The sequence below is a fragment of the Acinetobacter haemolyticus genome, from assembly GCF_900406815.1.
Lineage (GTDB): Bacteria > Pseudomonadota > Gammaproteobacteria > Pseudomonadales > Moraxellaceae > Acinetobacter > Acinetobacter haemolyticus_A.
Genome location: NZ_OVCN01000008.1, coordinates 1 through 23,236 on the forward strand (window position 1 = coordinate 1; position 23,236 = coordinate 23,236).

Sequence of the window (23,236 nt, forward strand, 5' to 3'; positions counted from 1 at the left end):
GTCCGAGTTTTGGTGTTGCCAAAGCAGGTGAACAACCTCGTGTGTTCTTTGCGGGTTTACCGATGGGACATGAGTTTACTTCTTTGATCTTGGCTTTGTTACAAGTCTCAGGTTATGCCCCTAAAGTTTCTGATGACGTTTTAAATCAAATTAAAGGCTTAAATCTTAAAGCCGACTTTGATGTGTTTATTTCATTGAGCTGTCATAACTGTCCAGATGTGGTTCAAGCCTTGAACTTGATTGCGATCTATAACCCAAATACCACCACGACCATGATTGATGGTGCATTCTTCCAAGATGAAGTGGAGCAACGCAAAATCCTGGCTGTGCCAATGGTGTTCCAAGATGAGCAACATATCGGTCAAGGTCGCATGACTTTGGAAGAAATCATTGCCAAGTTAGACACTAACTCAGCAGAAAAAGATGCTGCAATCATCAATGCCAAAGATGCATTTGATGTCTTGGTAATTGGTGGTGGTCCTGCGGGTGCAACTGCAGCAATCTATGCAGCACGTAAAGGGATCAAAACAGGTATCGTGGCTGAACGCTTTGGTGGTCAGGTGATGGATACCATGGATATTGAAAACTTTACCTCAGTACAAAAAACCCAAGGTCCAAAGTTTGCGGCTGAGATGGAAGCCCATGTCCGTGAATATGATGTTGATATCATGAATCTTCAACGCGTCAGCAAAGTGACAGGTGCGGATCAAACAGCAACGGGCTTGGTTGAGGTTGAACTGGAAAATGGTGCCAAACTGGAATCAAAAACCATTATCCTTTCAACAGGTGCGCGTTGGAGAGAAATGAATGTACCGGGTGAAGCTGAATATCGAACCCGTGGTGTCGCTTATTGCCCACACTGTGACGGCCCACTCTTCAAAGGTAAGCGTGTTGCTGTGATTGGTGGTGGTAACTCAGGTGTGGAAGCTGCGATTGATCTTGCTGGGATCGTTGAGCATGTGACTTTGGTTGAGTTTGATACCAAACTTCGAGCTGATCAAGTATTGCAAGATAAGTTAAACAGCTTATCCAATACGACGGTAATCATGAATGCATTGAGCACTGAAGTGCTGGGTGATGGTTCACAAGTCACTGGCTTGAAGTATAAAGATCGTGCCACTGATGAAGAACATGTGGTTGAGCTTGCGGGGATCTTTGTTCAGATTGGTTTATTGCCAAATACTGATTTCTTGAAAGACAGTGCTGTTGAACTGAGTAATCGTGGCGAGATTATGGTGAATGATCGCAACGAGACCAATGTGAAGGGTGTGTTTGCTGCGGGTGACTGTACCACTGTGCCTTATAAGCAAATCATCATTGCCACTGGTGAAGGCGCGAAAGCCTCCCTCTCTGCTTTTGATTATATGATCCGTTCTGGCTCATAAAGCGTTTTAAAAAACATGTGCACGTACTTACATTTTCTAGTGTAAGTGCGTGTTTTTACAAGTTATCAACAAATTTTCAACTTTCTTATTCCTAAACTTTGTGTTTATATTTTTGTTATCCACTTTTTGGATGCCACAACAAAAGGAAATATGAAAATGAATAAATTACTTGTTGCTTTAGGTCTAGCTGCGACTGTTGCCCTTGTTGGCTGTAGTAAAGAAAAAGCGCCAGAAACAGGCGCAACAACTGGTGAACACTTAGAGCAAGCTGCTGAACAAGCAGGTCATGATATTGCAACTGCTGTTGATACTGCGGGTGATCAAATCGATGCTGCTGCTGACCACACTGCAACTGCGACTGCAGAAGCTGCTGCAGAAACTGAAGCTGCTGCACGTAACGCTACTGCAAATGTTGCAGGCTCAGTTGAATCAGGTGCTGCTGATGTAAAAGAAAAAGCTCAGCAGTAATTTGCTGAAACTAAAAAGCCTCTATCATTTAATGATTAGAGGCTTTTTTAATGCGATGCGGACGATTAACCTAATAAACCCTCATCGCGCATTGCTATTTGGACGGATTGACGTTCTGCTACTTTATTTCGTAGCGCGATGATATTGATATACGGTGTGAGATCATGCTCAATATGGTTTGACCAATTTGTTAATACGAACAAGTATGCATCCGCTGGACCAAAGTTATCATCTACTAAATAATCACATTCAGACTCAGCCAAATACTTATCAATATATTTGAGTAAACGGTCGATCTCTGCATAAGCTTTGGTTTTTTCATCATTCGTTAATTGACTACCACCAAAGAAAACAGCATAAGCGTCATGCAATTCTGAGTTCAAATATCCTAACCACTCAAGAACTTTTGCACGTCCCATACCTGATGGCGGAATTAAATCCTGCTTAGGATCATGCTGAGCTAAAAACGGTAAAATTGCCACATTTTCAGTTAACATTAAACCTGGATTAATTTCTAAAGCAGGTACATAACCTTTTGGGTTGATCTCGTAATAATCCACACCTTTTTCGGTTTTATGTGTTTTTAAATCAACGCGTTCTAAATCAAAATCTACATTTATTTCATTTAAAATAATATGTGCTGCCAATGAGCAAGCACCAGGTGAATAATACAACTTCATGTTTGATCCTTGTTATCTAACTCTTATGTTCTAAAACGCTTGGTCGAAATTTGCAAAGTATGTTTTCACAAATTTGTCAATAAACGTAAAATGCCTGTTCATCTGACTATTGGCGAATTTATGCGATTTTGCAAGTAGTCTTATGTCAACTTTTTACAGTGATCGTATACATCCTGTTCAAATAAACTTAATTGCTTAGAAGAGCAGATCATTTTCTACTCTTCTCAGTATTGAACCAATTAAACTTTCACTTTTCGAGAACGTAACGAATAACCCGTAAGCCCCAATAATCCTAATATCGACAACCATCCAAAACTTCCTGACGAACTGTTTTGGGTAGATGGCTTATTCTCAGGATCTTGTAAATCAATATCCACAATTACAGGGTCATGATCGGAAGAGCGATAAGGGTCTTCTGCGAAGAATAAGGCCTTCTGCTCATCAGTTTTATATTCTTCGTTATAATCCAAAACTGTTGGCTCATCCGCATTGATATGCCAAGCAAACGCTTTTTTGACTTTACTGTAAAGATTAGAATCCGCAATAGCATGGTCTAAATTACCAGCACCACCATAACCTTCAGCATTACTGGATACACCAAACACATAGCTATAGGCCTGTTCACCCTGCCCAATCGTTTTGTCATTCAATAGCACTTTATAATTTGCTTTTTCTAGCGCTACGATTGGATCTTCTTTGGCATAACTATTCATATCACCTAATAACAAAATATTTGGCGTTTCAACTTGAGTTGGATTTTTTGCTGCCCATTGAATTAATTGCTCCACCGCCTTAACACGCGTTGGATTCCAACATCCCTGCCCATCTTTCTGATCTGCATCTAGTGATGCTGCATTTACTCCCGAACAGCTTTTAGATTTAAGGTGATTCGGTATCACCGTCAACATTTGCTTTCCTGAAATAGGCTGGAAGGTTTGCGCAATTGTAGTTCTGTTTTTATCTCCCAAATCCAAAACCACAGGTTTATTTACAGGTTTGACACGCTTACTGTTATAAATAATTGCGACCGCAATCGCATCTGTACCCAAACGACCTAAGTTTTCTGGTACCACATAACGCCAATCCGTACCTAAAGCACGTGTGAGATAAGCAATCGCACTGTCTTCGCCAAAACCATTGTTGGCAATCTCCATTAGACCATAAATATCAGCATCAATTGCTCGCATCGCACTGACAATCTTACGATGTTGTTTATCAAACTCAGCTTGTGAAGTTGCACCACGCTCAGTTGGAAAACCATTTTTACCGTTATCGTAATTCAGGACATTGAATGCTGCCGCACGAATTAATTTATCTTCTTTGGCAATTACAGTTGGCCGTTCTGGTGTAGGTTTAATAATCGTCGGAAGATTACCACCTTGAATTGGTTGAATACGCCAACCATTGAATCGGTATTCTAAGATACCTTCAACGTTTTGTAGTTGATGCCCAACCCTCAATGTATTGGCTGCACTAAAATTCTGAGGTAACCACGGTGTTCTGTTTTGATTGTTATAACCGTCATCTAGAATAATTTTTGATAATAAATTTTTCTGTGCTAACTCTTTTGCTTCGTTAGATAATGGTGCATGTAAGTTAGTTGGAATATACAAGCGCCCTAAGCTTAAAGATAATTCGCCAAAACGACCATAATTATAGTTTTCACTGATGGTTAAGCTTTGTGGAAGTTTAACCAACATGCCCTGATAACGTTGTGGAGAGTTTTCAGTCAATTCTGTCAAACTTTTAAATGGTAAATTCAAACTGATTGGTTGAATTTGGCCTAACATATTCAAATTACAAGTTTCAATGTCTTGCTGAATTTGATCGATTTGCAATTGATTTTGATAGGCGGTTAAGCGCCCTCGTAAGATCACTTCATCACCGACTTTCCCACCTTTAATCGTACTACTAGCTGGTATATAGACGAAAATGGCGTTGCTGACATTCGCCTTGGCTTTGCTATCCGGTGTTTGTACATAAAAACCTGAGAAGCCATTGTTATAACGATAATCTGCGGTAATCACACCACGTACCGTATAATTCTGCCCCTGTGTTGCTTGCTGATTTAGATCAGCGATTGCAGTATTTGAACTAGAACAACTAATCGTCTCATCGGTAGGCGGCGTTGTTGTAGATCCTGTGAGATTGGAAAAATCATTTCGATCTGTCCAAGCTTTCCATGCGCTGTCTAAATCAAAACTTGTTGTTGGATCAATCTCTGTCACAGGATTTGAGTTTTGCAGGCGACTAAAACTATTGCCTTTGCTAAAAACGGTATTTCCCCAACCATTTACAGGCTGCTCACCGACTCTCCCAAAACGATCAACAACTTTGCCCTTATGTACCAGTACAATTGCATCATCCCCATTGAATGATAATGCTGCGACCTGATTGACCTGAGAGCCAAGTACCTCTTTTAATTCAGTACGACCAACTAGAAATTTGGCTTGACTCGCCAACGTACCTTGTAGCTGGAAAGCCACAGTTTTCGTCAATGCACCATTATTAAACTGCTGAATTTCATATTCAGCCAAATTTGCAACTGTCGCATCTGGGTTATAAATTTCCAAGCCTTTTTTATTACTACTGCCATCCACATATTGGCTAAACTTCAGTTGAGCATATGCTTGTGAAAAAGCCGAACAAGCACCAAGAAGACCAAGGCAAACAGTGACTGTACGCAATTTAAATGTTTTCATCATATTTTACTTTATGTTCAAATCGCCATTAGCCTATTCAATCTTTGTGACATCTGGATGAAGAATTTCTTGCATGTTTTAAGTCATTTTAAAAATGATTAAGCAAATAAAGTGATTTAAAGATTTGACTTGACCCTGTGAACACTTAAAATACGGCATTTCTATCTTTATATCTCCAGAATCATGTCAACCGATCAGTTAGAAACGCAAATTACCGAACTCGACAATTTGCCAGAGCACCGTGAAATTGTGACATTTATGCGTCGCTCAGCACCGCTCAACACTTCACAACGTACAGCGTTGGAAGATTATCGTGATTTAATTTTGGAATATCCTGTTGGCGATTTACGTCAGCATTTTGAACATCCCGAACGCCCTTTAACCGTCGAAATTGGTTTTGGCATGGGACGTTCTTTGGTTTTGATGGCAAAAGCAAATCCTGAACGTAACTTTGTTGGGATCGAGGTACATGTTCCTGGTATCGCACAGTGTGTTTATGAAGCGGGAATGGCTGGCTTAAAGAACCTATTTGTGCTGGATGCAGATGCGATTCAAGTACTTCGTGAAATGCCTGACAATAGTATCGACTGTGTACAACTATATTTCCCTGATCCATGGCAAAAGAAACGTCATTTTAAACGTCGTTTTGTGATCCATGAACGCATGGAGTTGGTTGAACAGAAACTCGCATTGGGTGGAACATTCCACGCTGCAACCGATTGGGAACCGTATGCAGAATGGATGCTTGATGTTTTAGACAATCGCCCAAATTTGGAGAACTTAGCAGGTAAAGGCAATAGCTACCCTCGCCCAGACTGGCGTCCTGTGACAAAATTTGAGCGTCGTGGTATCGAGTCTGGTCACAAAATCAATGATTTTATTTTTAAGAAAATCAATTAAAATCTAGCCAAATTTAACCTGATTAAATTTTATAGCATTAAATATCAAATATTTAATGCTATTTTTATATCTAATAATTTTTAAATTAATCTTGGAAATATTGGATTTATTTCGTCTGAGGATAGATATCTCAAATAAAAATGATCATTTTTTGTTGATGAGAGAGTTATTTAAATACAAGTGTTTACATGATCTATAAATATCTATGTCAATGTTGAGCTAAAATCAAAGATGACAAGTTGTAAAGTTCACTGATCAATTCGGCAAGAACAATCGAATAGTGTGTATTACCTATCACCGTCGTGAATTCGAACAACCACGTCAATTAATGATGAAAGACAGGATAACTTTTATGGAAAAAACACTGCAATGTCCAAAATGTGGCTCTACGGAAATTGAAACACGTGATCATGACAAATTACTGAAAACCACTGGCGGTGTTTTAATGACTGCTGCTGGTACAACAGCTGGTACTGTAGGCGGTGCAGCGACGGGAGCTTCTGTAGGCGCAGCGATCGGTACTGTGGCTGGGCCATTAGGTATTATTGTGGGTGGTACAGTAGGAACATTTGTCGGTGCAATCAGTGTGGGAATTACTGGCGGTGTAGTGGGTAATATTTTTGGAAAAAAAGCAGGTGTCATGATCGACAAAAATATTTTTCAGGACTATCGCTGCTTGAAATGTAACTACCGCTTTAAATTAAAGAAATAATATGACAAGTTATAAAAAAATCTGGCATGTAAGCCAGATTTTTTTATAACTTGTTTTGCTCAGCTAAGCAATTCCCTTAAAATAATTTTCTTTTGGCATATCAATTACCTCAATACAAAGCTGAATCGGAAACTCAAATTCAGATTTCAAATATATTTTTTGCTCAAGTGTCCTTAGCAGACTCTGTCCTAAATTTTGCTTTTGTGCTGTAGACCTCCCACTGAGCAGATAAAGTTTCAGGTGAATATAAGCATCTTGCGCATCGCCTAAACCAATCAAAAACATTTCATCTTTGAAAATACGAGACTTAATATCATTTGCATCAAATAGCGCTGTTGCAATTAATGATGCGTTTATTTCTTGAAGCAGTTGCTGTTGATCTAAATCAATCAGTTGTGCTGAGTAATTCACAATGATATGTGGCAAGTGATTCTCCTTATTCTACAAACAACAAAGCCAATCGAACTTGGTCATAGGACATTCTAGGACTCGTTGCTTCTACAATTGGACGTAACTTGATCGCCCCGTCATCGGTAAAATGCTCAGAATTCTTACGTTTGTGTAGACGTTTATAAATCTTGCGTACTTCTTCCACCACCTCATCACCAGGATGGGCAACAGAAATATCCAAAGCTTGTTCTTTATGCAAGCGTGCCAAATGATTAATAATCGTCGCAGGTGTTAATCCACGCTCATGCGCAATGTCTTCGATCTCATATCCACCCTCAAATAAAGCTCGGGTTTCATCTAAGGTCGCAGTTGCATAATTTTGCTTCGCACCACCTTTGGATAGTTTCTTTTCATTACGTGCAATTTCGGTTGTATTTAACGTCCCACCACAATGACGAATAAATGCATTGTGCTGCGTGGTCAAATCGACATTTTCAAAATTTGCTTCTGCTTCTGTAGATAACTCCTGAAAACGGCGATCAGCTTTTATTGCTAAACTGTCCAGCTCTAATGCTTGCTGATTAAACCCGAGTAGTCTAAGTCCATTCAACGACTTTAATCGAGACAGTGCCACATAGCCCTGACCTTTCTCAAAAGTATGCGTCAAATTGATTTCAGCCGCTTCAAGTGTCATACCCTGACTTTTATGAATGGTAATCGCCCAAGCCAAACGCAAAGGAATTTGTTGAAAACTGGCGATGGCCTTACCTGCTTCGTTTTCTATAGACCAGGTTTCAGGTTCCACTAACAAAGTAGTCCCATCTGTTAACTTTACTTTAGGAAGGAGTCCCTGTTGATCATCTTCCTCAAAACCAATGACTTCACCTAAACTGCCATTGATATACCCCATGTCAAAATTATTTTTAACAAACATAACTTTAGCATTTTTTTTCAAGCTCAGTTCTTCGGGTGCGCGAACAGAAGACTTTAAGGTTTCGATGAGCTTGTCATTGCCACCAAGCACGGCATTGAATTGATGACTTTCAGTGTCGATCTCATTTAAATGTTGATAATTGATATTATCTACATCCATGTTGTGAGTATATAAGCGTGTGAAAGTATCACCGATATCTTGATCACGAGATTGTTGTAAAGCTTGAATATGGTCAGCTTGAATATTCTGGGCACGAATCGCATTTAAGATCTGATTCAGTATTTCATCGTCTTGACGATGCTGCTCAGTGAGATAACAAACTCTAAATTTCGCTTCAACCCAAGCATCAGACATAAAACAAAATTTATCACGGTTGGCTTCACCATTGCGACCCACAGGTGGCAACTGAAAGAAATCACCAGCCACAATGACCTGAATTCCGCCAAAAGCCTCGTCACTCTCTTTAAAATATTTCAACACCTGATTCACAAGATTAAGTTGCTTGGCATGCAGCATAGAAATTTCATCAATAATGAGAACCTGGGCATTTTCTAAATGCTCTTTTAAGTATTTACGTTCTTTCATTCGTTTGAGATCATCATCACTCAAACTATCTTTAATTCCAATCCCTGCCCATGTATGAATTGTCATCCCATTCATATGAGTTGCTGCAATCCCAGTAGATGCCGTGATCGCAACAGGGACTTTACGCACTTTTAGGTAATGAATATATTGATTAAGCGTATAGGTCTTTCCTGCACCTGCTGAACCTGTTAAAAAAACATTTTCCCCAGCTTTTAAAAGTTTCAGTGCAGTCTCTTGTTTCATAATTTCATCAGTCAAAAACAACAGCACATAGCTTAACGATTTTTTGCCAAAAATAAAAACTCAAACAAGAAAACTTCGTTGACTTGCCTTTAAAATTTTCATTGCTCAACACATGCTATAGTCTGAGTGTCAACATGCGGTCTTAAACCCTTTGGATCTTAGAATCTCATTGACATATTGGTCTTTTCATTTATGGTGGTTATAAATAAATTCAGGCTGAATATAAAAATGAATAGCTTAAATCTACATACTTATCAAACAGATATACTCGGCGATGACTTTGAACAACTGACGTTGAATTTTGCTGATGATTATGATGGAAAAGTGGTTGCTACATTGATACGCAAGAAAGCCAACCACGTCACAAAAAAAGCGGTGTTATATATTCATGGTTTCGCCGATTATTTTTTCCAAACTGAAATGGCTGAGCAGTTTAACCAACAAGGTTATGACTTTTATGCGCTTGATCTAAGAAAATACGGGCGTTCAAAACTTCCCCATCAAAAACTTTATTATGTTTTAGATCTACGTGAATATGATGCAGAAATCAGCAAGGCACTCGAAATCATTGGACAAGAAAATCATAATCAAGTGTTACTTGCAGGTCACTCAACAGGTGGTTTAATCAGTACCCTTTACGCGGCTCATTACCCAGATCATCGTTTAGTTAAAGCGTTATGGGCAAATAGTCCTTTTTATGATTTTTACAAAAGTATCTTAGAGAAAAAAGTCGGTATACCTTTACTCAGTGAAGTTGGTAAACGCTTACCAAATGCTAAATTTCCAAGTGGATTAAACCAATGGTACGTCCCGAGCCTACACAAAGCATTTTATGGCGAGTGGGACTTTAATTTAAACTGGAAACCAAAAACTGTTCCTTTTGTTCGATTATGCTTTGTTCATGCTATTCATGAGGCACAAAAAGAAATCCACCAAGGCATTCGCCTAAATATTCCGACTCTGATTATGCATTCGCACCAATCTAAATATCCTAAAAAATGGGGTATTGATGCTCAACAAAGTGATGTCATTCTTGATGTAAAAGACATGACTCATAATGCGAAAAAAATGGAGGGAGATGTGCAAACTCTAGCCATTCATAATGGCTTGCATGACCTTGTACTATCTGCGCCACCTGTGCGTGAACAAGTTTACAAAGATCTATTTGCATGGCTTGAGAAAAAAATGCATTAATTTCTATTTTTGGAAATGTGCTCCCGTGAAGACTCCAATTGCAGCATCCCTACCTAAAACAATTTATGCCATTCAACATCTCGCTTTTGAAGATTTAGGCTCATTAGAAGATCTTTTTTATCAACTCGGCTTCCGTGTCCGTTATTTTGAGGCAGGTGTTGATGATCTTACTCCCGCGCTTAATTACGATGGTTTAACCATTGTGTTAGGTGGGCCAATTGGTGTTTATGAAACGGAAGACTACCCTTTTCTTCTGGATGAAATAGCAGGTTTAAAACAACGTTTACAAGACAATAAACCTACTATAGGGATTTGTTTAGGGGCCCAACTTATTGCACATGCGTTGGGTGCAAAAGTCTATGCGGGGCATCAAAAAGAAATTGGATGGAGTCAGCTAGAAGTTGATGCTGTTGAAAACAATCCATTAGCAGCCCTCGAAAATATAGAAGTTTTACACTGGCATGGCGATACTTTTGATTTACCAGACAATAGTACTTTGCTTGCCAGCTCTGCTATTTATCCAAATCAAGCCTTTTCAGTGGGAAATAATATTTTAGCACTGCAATTTCATATCGAAATTACACAAGAAAGTTTTGAAAAATGGCTAATTGGTCATACTTGTGAAATCGGCCAAGCAGGATTATCCATTCCTGAACTAAGAGCAGGAAATTTAAGCTACGCTTTGCAATTAGAATCGAAAGCGCAACAAGTCATTCAAAGATTTTTAGGTCAAATCAGTTTGACGTAATACATTCGCCATGAGTAAGTTAATTTCGATGAGCTTACTCAACTTCTAAATAAATCTATAAAACCAATCATAAAAATAAATACTGTTGGAAAAAACCTTAAAATATTACATTTATTAAGCTTAGATTACACAACGTACACATGAAATACTCACACGATAATTTAAAGAAATTTTAGACTAAACAATAGAATATAAACATTATATGTTTTTTTATTTTGTTCCTTTTTGCGGAGATGGGTGAAAGTTATGCTAAAGTTTCTCAAAAGTTTTCATACGATAGATACTTATTTGATCGCAACGACGATGCTGTTTGTTTTTCTTGTGGTCTACTTTTATCTCAATCCATAAAATAAAAAAAGCCCAATTAAAAATTGGGCTTTTTATCAAATTACAATGTCCCGTTCTTAAATAAGCTCAGGCTTATTTTTTCTCAACTTTAAAACTATCTTTTAAATCAAGAATACGGTTAAACACTGGCTTACTTGCTTGGTGATCGTGTTGATCTGCCACAAAGTAACCTTCGCGCTCAAACTGGAAGCGGTCTTCAGGTTTTGCCTGTGCCAAAGCAGGTTCAATCACCGCTTGAACTACTTTTAATGATTCTGGATTCAGATTTGCCAAGAAATCATCATCTGCATCTGGCGCAGCTTCCGTAAATAAACGATCATAAATACGAACTTCAGCAGGTACACCTTTGCTCGCCGAAACCCAATGGATCACACCTTTAACTTTACGTCCTTCAGGATTTTTGCCTAAAGTATCAGGATCAATTGAGCATTTAAGTTCAACGACTTCACCATTTTCGTCTTTGATGACTTCATCGCATTTGATCACATACGCATGGCGTAAACGCACCTCACCATCAGGAATTAAACGCTTAAAGCCTTTAGGTGGAACTTCTTCAAAATCTTTTCGATCAATATAAAGTTCACGGGTTAAAGGAATCACACGTTCACCCATATCCACATTTGGATGACGTTTATGCGTTAAATCTAATTCTTCTGGCAAATTGGTTAACGTTACTTTCAATGGATCAAGTACCGCCATACCACGCGCAGCGGTATTTTCTAGAGACTGACGAATACAGAATTCAAGCATTGCCACATCGACAATACCATCTGTTTTAGAAACGCCAACACGCTTACAGAAATCACGTAAGCCTTCTGGAGTAAAGCCACGGCGACGCATACCTACTACAGTTGGCATACGTGGATCATCCCAACCATTGACATAACTTCCTTCGACCAATTTACGCAATTTGCGTTTAGAGGTAATCGTATAATCAACATTTAGACGCGAAGATTCATACTGACGAGGTACGGCTTTGGAGTGAACTTTCTCAACAACCCAATCATAGAATGGACGGTGATCTTGGAATTCCAAGGTACACAGTGAATGAGTAATGCCCTCAATTGCATCAGACAATGGATGAGCATAGTCATACATTGGGTACATTTTCCATTTATCACCTGTTTGGTGATGTTCAGAATGTAATACACGATACAAAATCGGATCACGCATATGCACATTTGGGCTTGCCATATCGATTTTGGCACGCAATACAGCACCGCCCTCTTGAATTTCACCATTACGCATTTGTTCAAAACGCGCTAGGTTTTCTTCAACTGTCGCATCACGATACGGCGAGTTTTTACCTGGCTCGACGAAATTACCACGATTCAGTTTAATTTCTTCAGGAGATTGTAAATCCACATAAGCATCCCCTTGTTCAATCAACTGAACAGCCCATGCATAGAGTTGATCGAAATATCCTGATGCATAACGAGGTTCACCATTCCAGTTAAAACCCAACCATTTCACATCATTGGCAATCCCATCAACGTATTCTTGTTCTTCGGCATCTGGATTCGTGTCGTCAAAACGTAGATTACATAAACCGTCAAATTCTTCAGCAACACCAAAATTGAGACAAATTGCTTTCACATGACCAATATGCAGATAACCATTTGGCTCAGGTGGGAAACGCGTCACAACTTTTTGAGTACGTCCTTCTTTTAGGTCATCTGTGATTACCTGACGTACAAAATCTAAGCCTGCCTGTTGTTCTTGCTGCGCGTTGTCGACAGAGGCATGCGTATTCGGTGTCGGGTTCTTTGGCAGTTCTGAAACAACATCATTTGGCTTCATAGGGTGTAAATCACTTCTTACAGTTAAAAATAGGGAATAAAAACGGAATCTTTACTTTTTCTGAAAGATTTTAACGTTTTTTACTTGCCTTGTAGTTTACAGTTTGCTTATGCTTCTCTCAACCAAAAACCCATGGTCAATTTGCCCATGTTTAGGAGATTAATGTAATGAGTTTTCCTCAAGTCGAATTAAATACCAACAAAGGTCGTATTGTTCTTGAGCTTAACGCTGAAAAAGCACCAAAAACGGTTGCAAATTTCTTAGAATATGTACGTGATGGTTTCTATGACGGCGTAATTTTCCACCGTGTGATTGATGGTTTTATGATCCAAGGCGGTGGCATGGACGAAAACTTCAAAGAAAAAGCAACACGTGACTCGATCGAAAACGAAGCTGACAACGGCTTAAGTAACGATGAAGGCACAATTGCAATGGCGCGTACCCAAGCTCCTCACTCTGCTTCTGCTCAGTTCTTTATCAATGTTAAAAACAACTCTTTCTTGAACCACACTGGTAAAACAGCTCAAGGTTGGGGTTATGCTGTATTTGGTAAAGTGGTTGAAGGCATGGACGTTGTCGCTGCAATTAAAGGGGTTCGTACTGGTAACCGTGGTTATCATGCCGATGTTCCTTTAGAAAACGTAGTTATCGAATCTGCTAAAATTATCTCTGAATAAAAATCTCTCCTGAGTAGCACTGCTACACAAGTCCCTCTATAAAGGGAGGAAAGTCCCTCTTTTTAAAGAGGGATTTAGGGAGATTAAAAGGATAAAAAAGTGACCTACCTGTTTACCTCTGATCTACATTTGTCACCTGATCACCCTCGACTTGTTCGAGGGTTTTTGGCTTTATTAGACGAATATAAAAATAAAAATACTCAGCTCTACATTCTAGGTGACTGGTTTAATGCTTGGATTGGCGACGATTATACTGCCCCTTGGTTGGATGAAATTATCGCTGCCCTGCAATCCTTTACTGCTATGGATAATCATATTTACTTCCAAGTAGGAAATCGTGATTTTGCCTTAGGTCAAAAGTTCTTAGATCAATTTAATGGCATTCTATTGCCTGACGTTTATACCCTGCACATTCAACAGCATACATTCCGTTTGGAACACGGCGATGCACTCTGTACTGATGATGTAGCTTACCAGCGTTTCCGCAAAGTGATCCGTAACCCCGTATTATTGGGCTTAATAAAACGTACTCCATTAAGCTTTAGACAAAAACTAGCTAATGGTTTTCGTAAAAAAAGTAGTGAAAACAAACAATTGAAAAGCTATGACATTATGGATGTGAATGATCATGCGGTTGATGATGCAATCCAACATGTTGACTTAATAATTCATGGACACACCCATCGTCCTGAAATTCATCAAATACAGAATAAACAAAGAATAGTATTGGGTGACTGGCGCGCAGACTCGGCTTGGATTCTTGAAATGAATGAACAAGATAATTATAAAATTGATTTTAAGAAATGGTCATATTGACCCATTCTAACGTGTGATCAACCTTGTAAAAATTAAAATATGGAGCGCTTTAAATAAAGAGATCAGTATAAAACGTTATTAACTTGGCCATTTGAAATTACTGACATACGACTTAAATCTATATGAAAATTCACATTTAGCTACTTTCAGTCAAGCCGATATCAAGTAAAATAAATGAAATTTTTTTAATTGAGTAGATATGACGGATGGATACACTCGTTACTGCAAAAACGCGATATGCAACAAAAGCTTACGATGCCGAGAAAAAAATCCCCCAACAACAATTTGAAAAACTTCTAGAAGTATTACGCTTTAGTCCATCCTCTGTAAATATTCAACCTTGGCATTTTATTGTCGCTGAAACAGATGCTGCAAAACAACGAATCGCTTCGGGTTTAACAGGCAACTATATCTATAATGCGGCTAAAGTACTGAACTCCTCTCACACTCTCATTTTTTGCACACGCACTGATATTTCAGCTGAATATTTAGAACAACTACTTCAACAAGATGAGTTAAGTGGGCGTTTTAAAGATGAAACTGCAAAACAGGGTCAACGTGACACACGTCAAGGCTATGTCGAGTTTTACCGTAATGAGTTAAAAAACCTTCCAGCCTGGATGGAAAATCAAACCTATCTTGCCTTAGGTCAACTACTTTTTGCAGCAGGACTTGAAGGCATTGATGCGACACCAATGGAAGGCTTTGACCGCAATACGATTAATCAAGAATTTGGTTTGACCGAAAAAGGCCTCAAAGCCTCTGTGATTGTATCGCTTGGTTATCGCAGTGAAACGGACTTCAATGCCAAACTTCCTAAATCACGCTTGGCAGATGACGTTATTTTTACGCGTTTATAATCTTATAGAATGCGGGAGTAACTTAGCTTACTCCCTTTCTTTTAGGTCATCATTGCTCTCGCCAAACAAAGCACAGCCACGATGCCTGAAACCAAACCAAGCCATGTGTATGCTTTCAAACGCTCTTTAAATAAAATCACGCCGCTCAATACACCTAAAATAACAACAAGAATATTCATCCCAGCAAAGACAATTGCAGGCGTTTCTTTAAATACCATGTGTGCTTTCACATATAAGGCAATATTGGCAAAGTTAAGCCCACCTAAAATCAAACCCATAAAAATATTTTTTGGTTGCCAATGCGGTTGCGTCACTGCAAGATAGGCTATTGATAAAATAAAAGCACCAATAAAAGTTAAATTAAGCGTGACTGCAAACTGTAAACCAAGACTACTGCTATATTTAAGCAATACATCAATAATCGCATAGCCCGCCCAAACACTAAGTAAAAACAAAGCGGATTTTAAATTAATAGCTTTATTTGAATGTTCCGTTGCTTGACCAAAAATAATCGCCAGTATGGCAACAATACCTAAACCCACACCGATTAACTTCAAGTGGCTAAATTGTTCGCCAAAAATAAAATAGGCAGCCAATAAGGATAGAATTACCGCTAAACGCTGGGCAATTTCTGTTTTCAGAATTCCTGCATATTGCAATGATTTAGCCAAACACAAAAAGATACTCGGCAATAAAACAGCTAAAATGAAAATTAACCACCAAGGTGTATGACTCAGTGAGACATGGGTAATATCAGTTTTAAACCAGTAGAAACATAAAATACTTGCACTTAAATAATTCCATGCAATCATCTGAAAAACATCAAAACCCTTGGTCTTAAAATATTTCAATAAAATCGAAACAATGACACTACAACAGGCTGCGGCAGCAATAATTTCCATAATATCTATTCTAGCTTTTCAATAAACAAAAAAATGCCAGTCTAAATAGAGACTGGCATTTTAAAGATCATCAATCTATTAACGATTGTTTTCGTCGTCTTGACCATCTTCAAATTTAGTTTCGTTGTCAAAACCACCTTGACCACCGAAGCCGCCTTGACCACCAAAGCCGCCTTGTTGACCACCGAAGCCACCTTGACCGCCGAAGCCACCTTGACCACCGAAGCCACCTTGACCGCCGAAGCCACCTTGACCACCGAAGCCGCCGCCTTGACCACCGAAGCCGCCACCTTGACCACCGAAGCCGCCAGTAGCGCCTTGACCACCGAAGCCACCAGTAGCGCCTTGTGCTGGGAATCCACCAGAACCTTGAGCACCAGCTGGACGTGGGTTACGTGCAGGAACAACTGTAGAAATTGCATGTTTGTAAACCATTTGGCTTACAGTATTTTTAAGTAATACAACATATTGGTCAAAAGACTCAATATGACCTTGTAGTTTGATACCGTTCACAAGGAAAATAGAAACTGGAATACGTTCTTTACGGAGAGAATTTAAGAACGGATCTTGTAAAGTTTGACCTTTAGACATTTTTAACTCCAAAAATTTTTAAATCAGCGCAAAAAAACTATCTTTATTTTTCAACTAAAAATTATAAAAAGACAGCTTGCGAATTTTGCTTTATCCCAAGAAGTTTCGCAAGTCTTCTTTCGCCTGCTTTATCGTCACGTAAGTTTTAAAATCGTGTATTTCTTGCAAAGAACGTAACCAAGTGTATTGACGTTTGGCGAGTTGCCGTGTCGCAAATAACGCTTTGTTCTCCATTTCTACTTTATTTTTGAGACTTAAGTCACTTTTTAATAAAAAATCTAAAGCTTGGCGATAACCCACAGAACGCATGGAGGGTAAACTATCATTTAAATCGTATTTTCTAATTAATTCCTCAACTTCATTTAAAAAACCAATGCTCCACATTTTGCTCAATCTTTGCTCAATGCGTTGATGTAATTCTAACCGATCAGGCATTAATGCGTAGTTATGAAATGTGTAACGATACGGTTGGTTTTTAGGTTGTTCAGCTTGTAGTTTTGTTATTGGCGCGCCTGTAATTCGATAAACTTCTAAAGCTCGAATAATTCTCTGTTTATCCGACACTTTAAATTTCTCACCCACAACTGGATCCACTTTTACCAATTCATCATAAACTGCTTGCCAACCTTCATGCTCCGCTTTCGCCATAATCGCATCTCGTATTGCTTGATCTGCATTCGGTAAATTATCTGCGAGCCCCTCAAGCAAGGCTTTAAAATACAGCATTGTTCCACCGACCAAAATCGGAGTTTTACCACGGGCATGCATATCGTCAATGAGGGGGCAAACATCTTCAACAAATTGCGCGGCTGAGTACACTTCTAATGGCGTAATGATGTCAATGAGATGATGTGGGTATTGCGCTTGTTCTTCTTTAGTGGGCTTTGCAGTACCAATATCCATATCTTTATAAACTAAAGCTGAATCAACAGAAATAAGCTCATAATGACCACGCTCATAGAGTTCACATGCCAATGCAGTTTTACCACTTGCGGTAGGCCCCATTAAATTGATGACGGGCAATTGATTCGACATGTAAAACTACTCTCCTCGAGCAAATAATTTATCTAATTGTTGAAGTGGAAATGCGCGCCAAGTCGGACGGCCATGATTACATTGACTTGCAAATTCAGTTTGCTCCATTTGACGTAACAGAGCATTCATTTCAGACAGACTTAATTGACGATGAGCACGTACTGCCCCATGACATGCCATACCTGCTAACAACTCATCTCGTTTTTGTAATAAGCCACGCGCCTCATCATTTGGATCCAAATCATTAAGTAATTCGGGAATTAAATTTGAAAAATCAGCTTTGTGCAAAATCGCGGGTACACCGCGCACGATCACTTGTTCATCGCCATACTGGTCTATTTCAAGCCCCAAACGTTGCAATTGTGGTTGCAAATCTTCTACACGTGTGGCTTGCATACGCGTAATTGAGACTACTTTAGGGATCAATAATTGTTGAGAAACCCAAAATTCTGGCTTATCCCATGCTGCTTTCATTTGCTGCAATAAAATTCGTTCATGCGCGGCATGCATATCAACAATAATTAAACCTTCAATGTTTTGCGCCAATATATAAATGCCATGTAATTGTGCAATTGCAATACCAAGCGGAAATTCATCTACTCTTGACGGAGCTGTTTGTTCATCTACGTCACCGCCGCTATTATCGAGGGAAACTGCTGGAGTATCTGTCTCTCTTAAAGGTGCCAGATAAGTTTTAAGCGCATTATTCAATTGACCTGAACCATTATACCGTGGTTGCTGTGATTGCCCTGAATTATAGTGAACAGCTTGAGGACGACTTTGATTAAACTCAGTTAACAGATCTGTTGATACCTCTGTTTGTTGATTTAATGACGGTTCAGTAACGGTCGCTCTGTGTAAATTAAATTGTTCTTGATATTTCGGTTGTGATTGATATTGAGCCGCTTCGCTCTGTATTTCATCAAGTTTCATTGCCTGAGCTAAATCAGCACTTGCTGTCTGAAATTGTGATAGCGTTGCTTTAGCATAATGCCGCACGAACTCATGCACTTCACGCTGATTCAAAAAACGAATTTCGTGCTTCGTTGGGTGTACATTCACATCAATATTTTCAGGATCAACTTCTAAGAACAACAAATAAGAAGAATGTTGATGTCCATGCAAGATGCCTTCATAGGCCATACGTAATGCATGTGAAATAGTTTTATCTTTTACGATACGACCATTTACATAGACGTATTGCATATCGGCTTGCGCTCTGGCATCAGAGGGATGACCTAACCATCCTGACAAACGCATATTTACACTTTCGGCATCAATCCAATAGGCATTTTGGATAAACTGCTGCCCCAAAAGTTGCTGAACACGTTGGTAACGCAATTCACCACTGTCCGCCACAGGCAGGTTCAAACGAATATTATCGTTATGTTCGAGTACAAATCGAATCTCAAAATGAGTCAAAGCCAAACGACGTACAATTTCTTCAATATGACTAAATTCAGTACCTGGCTTTTTTAAGAATTTACGACGAGCAGGCACATTAAAAAACAAATCCTGTACGCGAATATGGGTTCCTTTTTGGGCAGCCACAGCTTGAATTTGTTGATGATCAAATGCGGTACCATTTACTTCGACTTGATATCCAACACCTTGCTCATCTCGGCTACTGGTCAAGGTTAAACGTGATACTGCTGCGATTGAAGCCAGCGCCTCTCCACGAAATCCCAAACTGACAATCGCATGTAAATCATCCGCGGTTTGAATTTTACTCGTCGCGTGACGCATCACCGCCAAAGGCAAATCTTCGGGATGAATCCCGTTGCCATTATCAATGATTTCAATCAGGGTAGAACCGCCTTGTGCAACCCGAATAATTAGTTCAGTTGCGCCAGCATCAATTGAGTTTTCTAATAATTCTTTCACCACAGATGAAGGACGTTCAATCACTTCACCAGCGGCAATTTGGTTCGCTAAAGCAGCGTCAAGTGTATGAATACGACGAGTTGCATCATGCGCCATGCAATTGTTCCTGTAAAGTTTGGTATAAAGATTCAGAATCTACAGTAATCGTCACAAATCGAGTAAGTTCATCATCTGATTTTTGGATATCAATCACAACATCAGGCTTAGGAATTTCATTGCCACCTTTTGATGGCCATTCAAATAAAAATAACGCATCGGGTGTTTCTAAATAGTCACGAATCCCCATTAATTCAAGTTCATAAGGGTCATCTAAACGATATAAGTCGAAATGAAAAATTTCTTTACCTTGAATGGTATAAGGCTCGACCAAGGTATACGTTGGACTTTTTACTGAACCTTGATGCCCAAGGCTTTGTAGAAAATAACGCGTAAAAGTTGTTTTGCCAGCTCCCAAATCCCCAATTAAATAGATAATGCCCGAATGTATCAGCTGAGAAAGTATCTGTGCAAAACGTTGAGTGTCTTGTTCATGATTTAAAGTAAATTTCACTGAATACGACATGGCAATTAAAACAAAATTGGAATGATGGCTATGATAACATTGCCGCGAATTAAAGCCTAATCAACCGCATTGAAACTGGCTTATTTTACTCCGCTTAAATTAGGTTAATTTTGCTGTATGAAGTCTGTGTTTGAATTTACACCTCCTTTAATTGATGGTGTCAGCGCGAGTAAAGTCTTTTTACCGCACGGCATAACGATAAATACAATTTTCGAATACCTGTGCCAACATTTTGAACATATTCAAGCTGAAGAATGGCAACAACGTTTTAACGACGGGTTAATTTATTCAGCTGAAGGCAAAAAACTAAAATTAGATAGTCCTTATACTGCCAATACGCATATTTTTTACTATCGTTTTCTTGCGTATGAAGTCCATGTCCCATTTCAACATGAAATCTTATTTGAAAATGAAGATCTACTTGTGGTCGACAAACCCCACTTTCTCACCATGAGCCCGACAGGTCAATATGTCCAAGAAACCCTACTTGTACGCTTAAAAAAACAGACGGGTTACGAGGATCTAACCCCAATCCATCGGCTTGATCGTGAAACAGCAGGTGTCGTTTTATTCTGTAAAAAAGCAACCGCAAGAGGTATCTATCAACAGCTTTTTGCCGATAGAAAGGTACAAAAAATTTACCATGCGATTGCACCTTATCGCCCTGAATTATATTTTCCACAAACAGTTAAACTACATTTAGAGAAAGGTCAGCCCTTTTACACTATGCAAGTTAACTTAGAAAAACCAAGTAATACCGAGACCTTAATTGAGCTGTTAGAACACAATAAATCCTACGCTAAATACCGACTTAAACCCCTAACAGGTAAGCAACATCAATTACGCGTTCACCTTAATTATCTAGGTATCCCGATCTTAAATGATGAGTTTTATCCTAATGTCATACACAAATCGAGTAATGATTTTTCCAATCCTTTACAGCTACTTGCGAAAGAAATCTTTTTCCGCGACCCTGTTTCTAAACGAGAAATATACTTTAACTCCAAGTTTGAATTGACACTGTAGATACATCGTAATGACAATTATTCTATAATTTCACTTCAAAAATATTGAAATTACATTGCAATGGTTTAAAATACATGACGATAACTAAAAATATTTGGTCTTATTCTTCATGAGAAAAACAGAAGTTTATCAGGTTCGACTTGATTCACAGGAAAAGAAGCAAGCTTTTGCTGTCTTTAAACAACTTGGCATATCCCCTGCCCAAGCGGTTCGCCTTTTTTTTAAACAGGTTGTTCTGACGAAATCAATTCCTTTTGCAATCGAAAATCAAAACATAAACATGGAACAATTACTTAAATTACGTAAATCTAAAGCTGCTGCCTCAACAGACAATCAACCTAGTGTTGATGTTGAAGATGATCATGAAGATTTATTTGAAGAGTTGAATGCGCTTTTAGGAGAAAGTGACAAAACTTAACAATGTTGCATTTATACACAAGTTTTTATTTTTTACGCTGATTCTTTTTCGCTATTCTGTCATTCCTAATAAAATTATAAACTCAAGGATAGATAGGAATGATCGTAAAGAGAGCGACCCGAGAAGATCTTCATCAACTTGCCGTTTTATTTGATGAATATCGCCAATTCTACGGCGCCTCATCAAATATTGCCCAATCTTATCAATTTTTAAAGCACCGTTTTGAAAACAAAGACAGCGTTATTTTCATACATGTAAAAGATGAAATTTTTACAGGTTTTGTTCTGCTTTATCTCGCTTTTTCATCAGTAGCTTGCGAAACTTACTATATATTAGATGATGTCTATGTCACACCAAGTTTTCGAAAACAAGGTTCTGCCAAACAACTGATTGACACTGCAATATTATTTGCACGCCACGAAAATGCGCAACGCATTAGTTTGGAAACACAACGTAATAACTTCCAGTCTCATCAGCTTTATGAAAAAATGGGCTTTATCCATGATGATGAGTTTAAAACCTTCCACTGTTTCTTGAAGTAAAAGCTTTCTAAAACTCAGTGATAGTGCAAATTTCATTCAGCTCTATCGGAAATATTTTGACTAAGTTGCTTTTGCTCAGCTGTTAAATAGTCCCAATGTCCTTCTTCTAATGTAGGTAACTCAAGTAAGCCTATTTGTTGTCGATGCAAGTATTCAACCTTATTCCCTACTGCTGCGATCATCCGCTTGACTTGATGATAAACACCTTGATGGATCGTCATCGCAAGTTGATGCTCTGAAATCAGCTTGATGTCTGTTGCCGCGTAGATACCTTTTTCATTACGCAATTCCACACCCACCTCTAATTGATGCTTTTGTTCAGGCGTAATTGGATCAGCTGTGGAAACGCAATATACTTTCGGGACATGTTTCCTAGGATGGGTCAATGCTTGTAAATATTGCCCATCATCTGTTAAAAGCAAAAGCCCCGTAGTATCTTGATCGAGACGTCCGACACATTGCACACCGCGACGAATTAAAATCTCGGGCAATAAACTAAAAACACTTTTATGATGCGTTGCTTGATGTGAACACTCATAACCTTGTGGTTTATTCAGAACAAGATAAAGATGTTCTCGATAATGATATTCTTCTTCAAAAACCTGAAAAATCAAATCTTCTGTACCAAAGTTCTGCTTTGGATTATGACAGACCTGATTTTCAATGATGACTGCCCCGTTTTTTATAAGCTGCTGGCAATATTTACGTGAACCAAAGCCTTGTGATTGCAGAATTTTTTCCAGCAACATAACAAAATCCAAATCAAACTTGTTATTATTGTACTTTATTCTTCTATCATCTGTTGCTTAGTTTATGTTCACCAATATTTCTTCA

General features: G+C 38.8%; 23 protein-coding genes. 12 read left to right on the top strand and 11 right to left on the bottom strand.

What is annotated here, in order from left to right:
• On the top strand, nt 1-1,385 hold a 1,385-nt coding region (ahpF, locus tag DK207_RS06820; protein WP_109440530.1), incomplete at its 5' end, for an alkyl hydroperoxide reductase subunit F.
• 156 nt (nt 1,386-1,541) lie between these two features.
• On the top strand, nt 1,542-1,853 hold the full coding sequence (locus DK207_RS06825; protein WP_109440531.1) for a hypothetical protein: 312 nt from the start codon (nt 1,542-1,544) through the stop codon (nt 1,851-1,853).
• A gap of 65 nt (nt 1,854-1,918) precedes the next feature.
• On the opposite strand, the gene DK207_RS06830 is transcribed toward DK207_RS06825, so the two are convergent.
• The gene (locus DK207_RS06830) at nt 1,919-2,533 is read right to left on the bottom strand and encodes a glutathione binding-like protein (RefSeq protein WP_109440532.1); all 615 of its coding nucleotides are present in this window, start codon (nt 2,531-2,533) and stop codon (nt 1,919-1,921) included.
• Nucleotides 2,534-2,772: 239 nt separating this feature from the next.
• Nucleotides 2,773-5,235, bottom strand: coding sequence for an ExeM/NucH family extracellular endonuclease (locus DK207_RS06835; RefSeq protein WP_109440647.1), 2,463 nt, complete (start codon nt 5,233-5,235; stop codon nt 2,773-2,775).
• A gap of 183 nt (nt 5,236-5,418) precedes the next feature.
• Here DK207_RS06835 and trmB point away from each other — a divergent pair, with 183 nt between their 5' ends.
• Both trmB and DK207_RS06845 read left to right on the top strand, forming a co-directional pair.
• On the top strand, nt 5,419-6,135 hold the full coding sequence (gene trmB / locus DK207_RS06840; RefSeq protein ID WP_109440533.1) for a tRNA (guanosine(46)-N7)-methyltransferase TrmB: 717 nt from the start codon (nt 5,419-5,421) through the stop codon (nt 6,133-6,135).
• 352 nt (nt 6,136-6,487) lie between these two features.
• The gene (locus DK207_RS06845; RefSeq protein WP_109440534.1) at nt 6,488-6,847 is read left to right on the top strand and encodes a hypothetical protein; all 360 of its coding nucleotides are present in this window, start codon (nt 6,488-6,490) and stop codon (nt 6,845-6,847) included.
• A 63-nt stretch (nt 6,848-6,910) separates the two neighbouring features.
• Here the strand turns inward: DK207_RS06845 and DK207_RS06850 are convergent, their stop codons facing one another.
• Nucleotides 6,911-7,273: a 5-carboxymethyl-2-hydroxymuconate Delta-isomerase gene (locus tag DK207_RS06850; RefSeq protein ID WP_109440535.1), complete on the bottom strand. Its 363-nt coding sequence runs from the start codon at nt 7,271-7,273 to the stop codon at nt 6,911-6,913.
• Between the two features lie 10 nt (nt 7,274-7,283).
• Nucleotides 7,284-8,999: an AAA family ATPase gene (locus DK207_RS06855; protein WP_109440648.1), complete on the bottom strand. Its 1,716-nt coding sequence runs from the start codon at nt 8,997-8,999 to the stop codon at nt 7,284-7,286.
• A gap of 228 nt (nt 9,000-9,227) precedes the next feature.
• Here DK207_RS06855 and DK207_RS06860 point away from each other — a divergent pair, with 228 nt between their 5' ends.
• Nucleotides 9,228-10,193, top strand: coding sequence for an alpha/beta hydrolase (locus DK207_RS06860; RefSeq protein ID WP_109440536.1), 966 nt, complete (start codon nt 9,228-9,230; stop codon nt 10,191-10,193).
• Nucleotides 10,194-10,230: 37 nt separating this feature from the next.
• Nucleotides 10,231-10,941, top strand: a complete 711-nt coding sequence (locus DK207_RS06865; RefSeq protein ID WP_416224662.1) for a glutamine amidotransferase — start codon at nt 10,231-10,233, stop codon at nt 10,939-10,941.
• Nucleotides 10,942-11,361: 420 nt separating this feature from the next.
• On the opposite strand, the gene DK207_RS06870 is transcribed toward DK207_RS06865, so the two are convergent.
• Nucleotides 11,362-13,089, bottom strand: coding sequence for a glutamine--tRNA ligase/YqeY domain fusion protein (locus tag DK207_RS06870; RefSeq protein WP_109440538.1), 1,728 nt, complete (start codon nt 13,087-13,089; stop codon nt 11,362-11,364).
• A 167-nt stretch (nt 13,090-13,256) separates the two neighbouring features.
• Here DK207_RS06870 and DK207_RS06875 point away from each other — a divergent pair, with 167 nt between their 5' ends.
• The 3 genes from DK207_RS06875 to nfsB all read left to right on the top strand — a co-directional run bounded on the left by DK207_RS06875 (nt 13,257) and on the right by nfsB (nt 15,442).
• Nucleotides 13,257-13,766: a peptidylprolyl isomerase gene (locus DK207_RS06875; RefSeq protein WP_004638567.1), complete on the top strand. Its 510-nt coding sequence runs from the start codon at nt 13,257-13,259 to the stop codon at nt 13,764-13,766.
• Between the two features lie 99 nt (nt 13,767-13,865).
• On the top strand, nt 13,866-14,582 hold the full coding sequence (locus DK207_RS06880; RefSeq protein ID WP_109440539.1) for a UDP-2,3-diacylglucosamine diphosphatase: 717 nt from the start codon (nt 13,866-13,868) through the stop codon (nt 14,580-14,582).
• 206 nt (nt 14,583-14,788) lie between these two features.
• Nucleotides 14,789-15,442 carry an oxygen-insensitive NAD(P)H nitroreductase gene (gene nfsB / locus DK207_RS06885; RefSeq protein WP_109440540.1) on the top strand — a complete coding sequence of 218 codons (654 nt, stop codon included), beginning with the start codon at nt 14,789-14,791 and terminating at the stop codon, nt 15,440-15,442.
• Nucleotides 15,443-15,483: 41 nt separating this feature from the next.
• Here nfsB and DK207_RS06890 read toward each other — a convergent pair whose 3' ends face one another.
• The 5 genes from DK207_RS06890 to tsaE form a co-directional block, all read right to left on the bottom strand.
• Entirely contained in the window at nt 15,484-16,344 is an 861-nt protein-coding gene (locus DK207_RS06890; RefSeq protein WP_109440541.1) for a DMT family transporter, read from the bottom strand.
• A 78-nt stretch (nt 16,345-16,422) separates the two neighbouring features.
• Nucleotides 16,423-16,935 (bottom strand): RNA chaperone Hfq, encoded by a 513-nt coding sequence (hfq, locus tag DK207_RS06895; protein ID WP_109440542.1) that lies wholly within the window; start codon nt 16,933-16,935, stop codon nt 16,423-16,425.
• Nucleotides 16,936-17,025: 90 nt separating this feature from the next.
• Entirely contained in the window at nt 17,026-17,970 is a 945-nt protein-coding gene (gene miaA, locus DK207_RS06900) for a tRNA (adenosine(37)-N6)-dimethylallyltransferase MiaA (protein WP_109440543.1), read from the bottom strand.
• A gap of 6 nt (nt 17,971-17,976) precedes the next feature.
• On the bottom strand, nt 17,977-19,950 hold the full coding sequence (gene mutL / locus DK207_RS06905) for a DNA mismatch repair endonuclease MutL (RefSeq protein ID WP_109440544.1): 1,974 nt from the start codon (nt 19,948-19,950) through the stop codon (nt 17,977-17,979).
• Nucleotides 19,940-20,416: a tRNA (adenosine(37)-N6)-threonylcarbamoyltransferase complex ATPase subunit type 1 TsaE gene (gene tsaE, locus DK207_RS06910; protein ID WP_109440545.1), complete on the bottom strand. Its 477-nt coding sequence runs from the start codon at nt 20,414-20,416 to the stop codon at nt 19,940-19,942. The genes mutL and tsaE overlap by 11 nt, the downstream gene beginning before the upstream one ends.
• A 117-nt stretch (nt 20,417-20,533) precedes the next feature.
• Between tsaE and DK207_RS06915 the strand changes: the two genes are divergently transcribed.
• The 3 genes from DK207_RS06915 (at nt 20,534) to DK207_RS06925 (ending at nt 22,402) form a co-directional block, all read left to right on the top strand.
• Nucleotides 20,534-21,442, top strand: coding sequence for a pseudouridine synthase (locus DK207_RS06915; RefSeq protein WP_109440546.1), 909 nt, complete (start codon nt 20,534-20,536; stop codon nt 21,440-21,442).
• Between the two features lie 109 nt (nt 21,443-21,551).
• A complete protein-coding gene (locus tag DK207_RS06920) occupies nt 21,552-21,860 on the top strand; it encodes a type II toxin-antitoxin system RelB/DinJ family antitoxin (RefSeq protein ID WP_109440547.1) in 309 nt (102 codons plus the stop codon).
• 98 nt (nt 21,861-21,958) lie between these two features.
• The gene (locus tag DK207_RS06925) at nt 21,959-22,402 is read left to right on the top strand and encodes a GNAT family N-acetyltransferase (RefSeq protein WP_109440548.1); all 444 of its coding nucleotides are present in this window, start codon (nt 21,959-21,961) and stop codon (nt 22,400-22,402) included.
• A 32-nt stretch (nt 22,403-22,434) separates the two neighbouring features.
• Here DK207_RS06925 and DK207_RS06930 read toward each other — a convergent pair whose 3' ends face one another.
• Nucleotides 22,435-23,151 (bottom strand): pseudouridine synthase, encoded by a 717-nt coding sequence (locus DK207_RS06930; protein WP_109440549.1) that lies wholly within the window; start codon nt 23,149-23,151, stop codon nt 22,435-22,437.
• Nucleotides 23,152-23,236 lie beyond the last annotated feature (85 nt).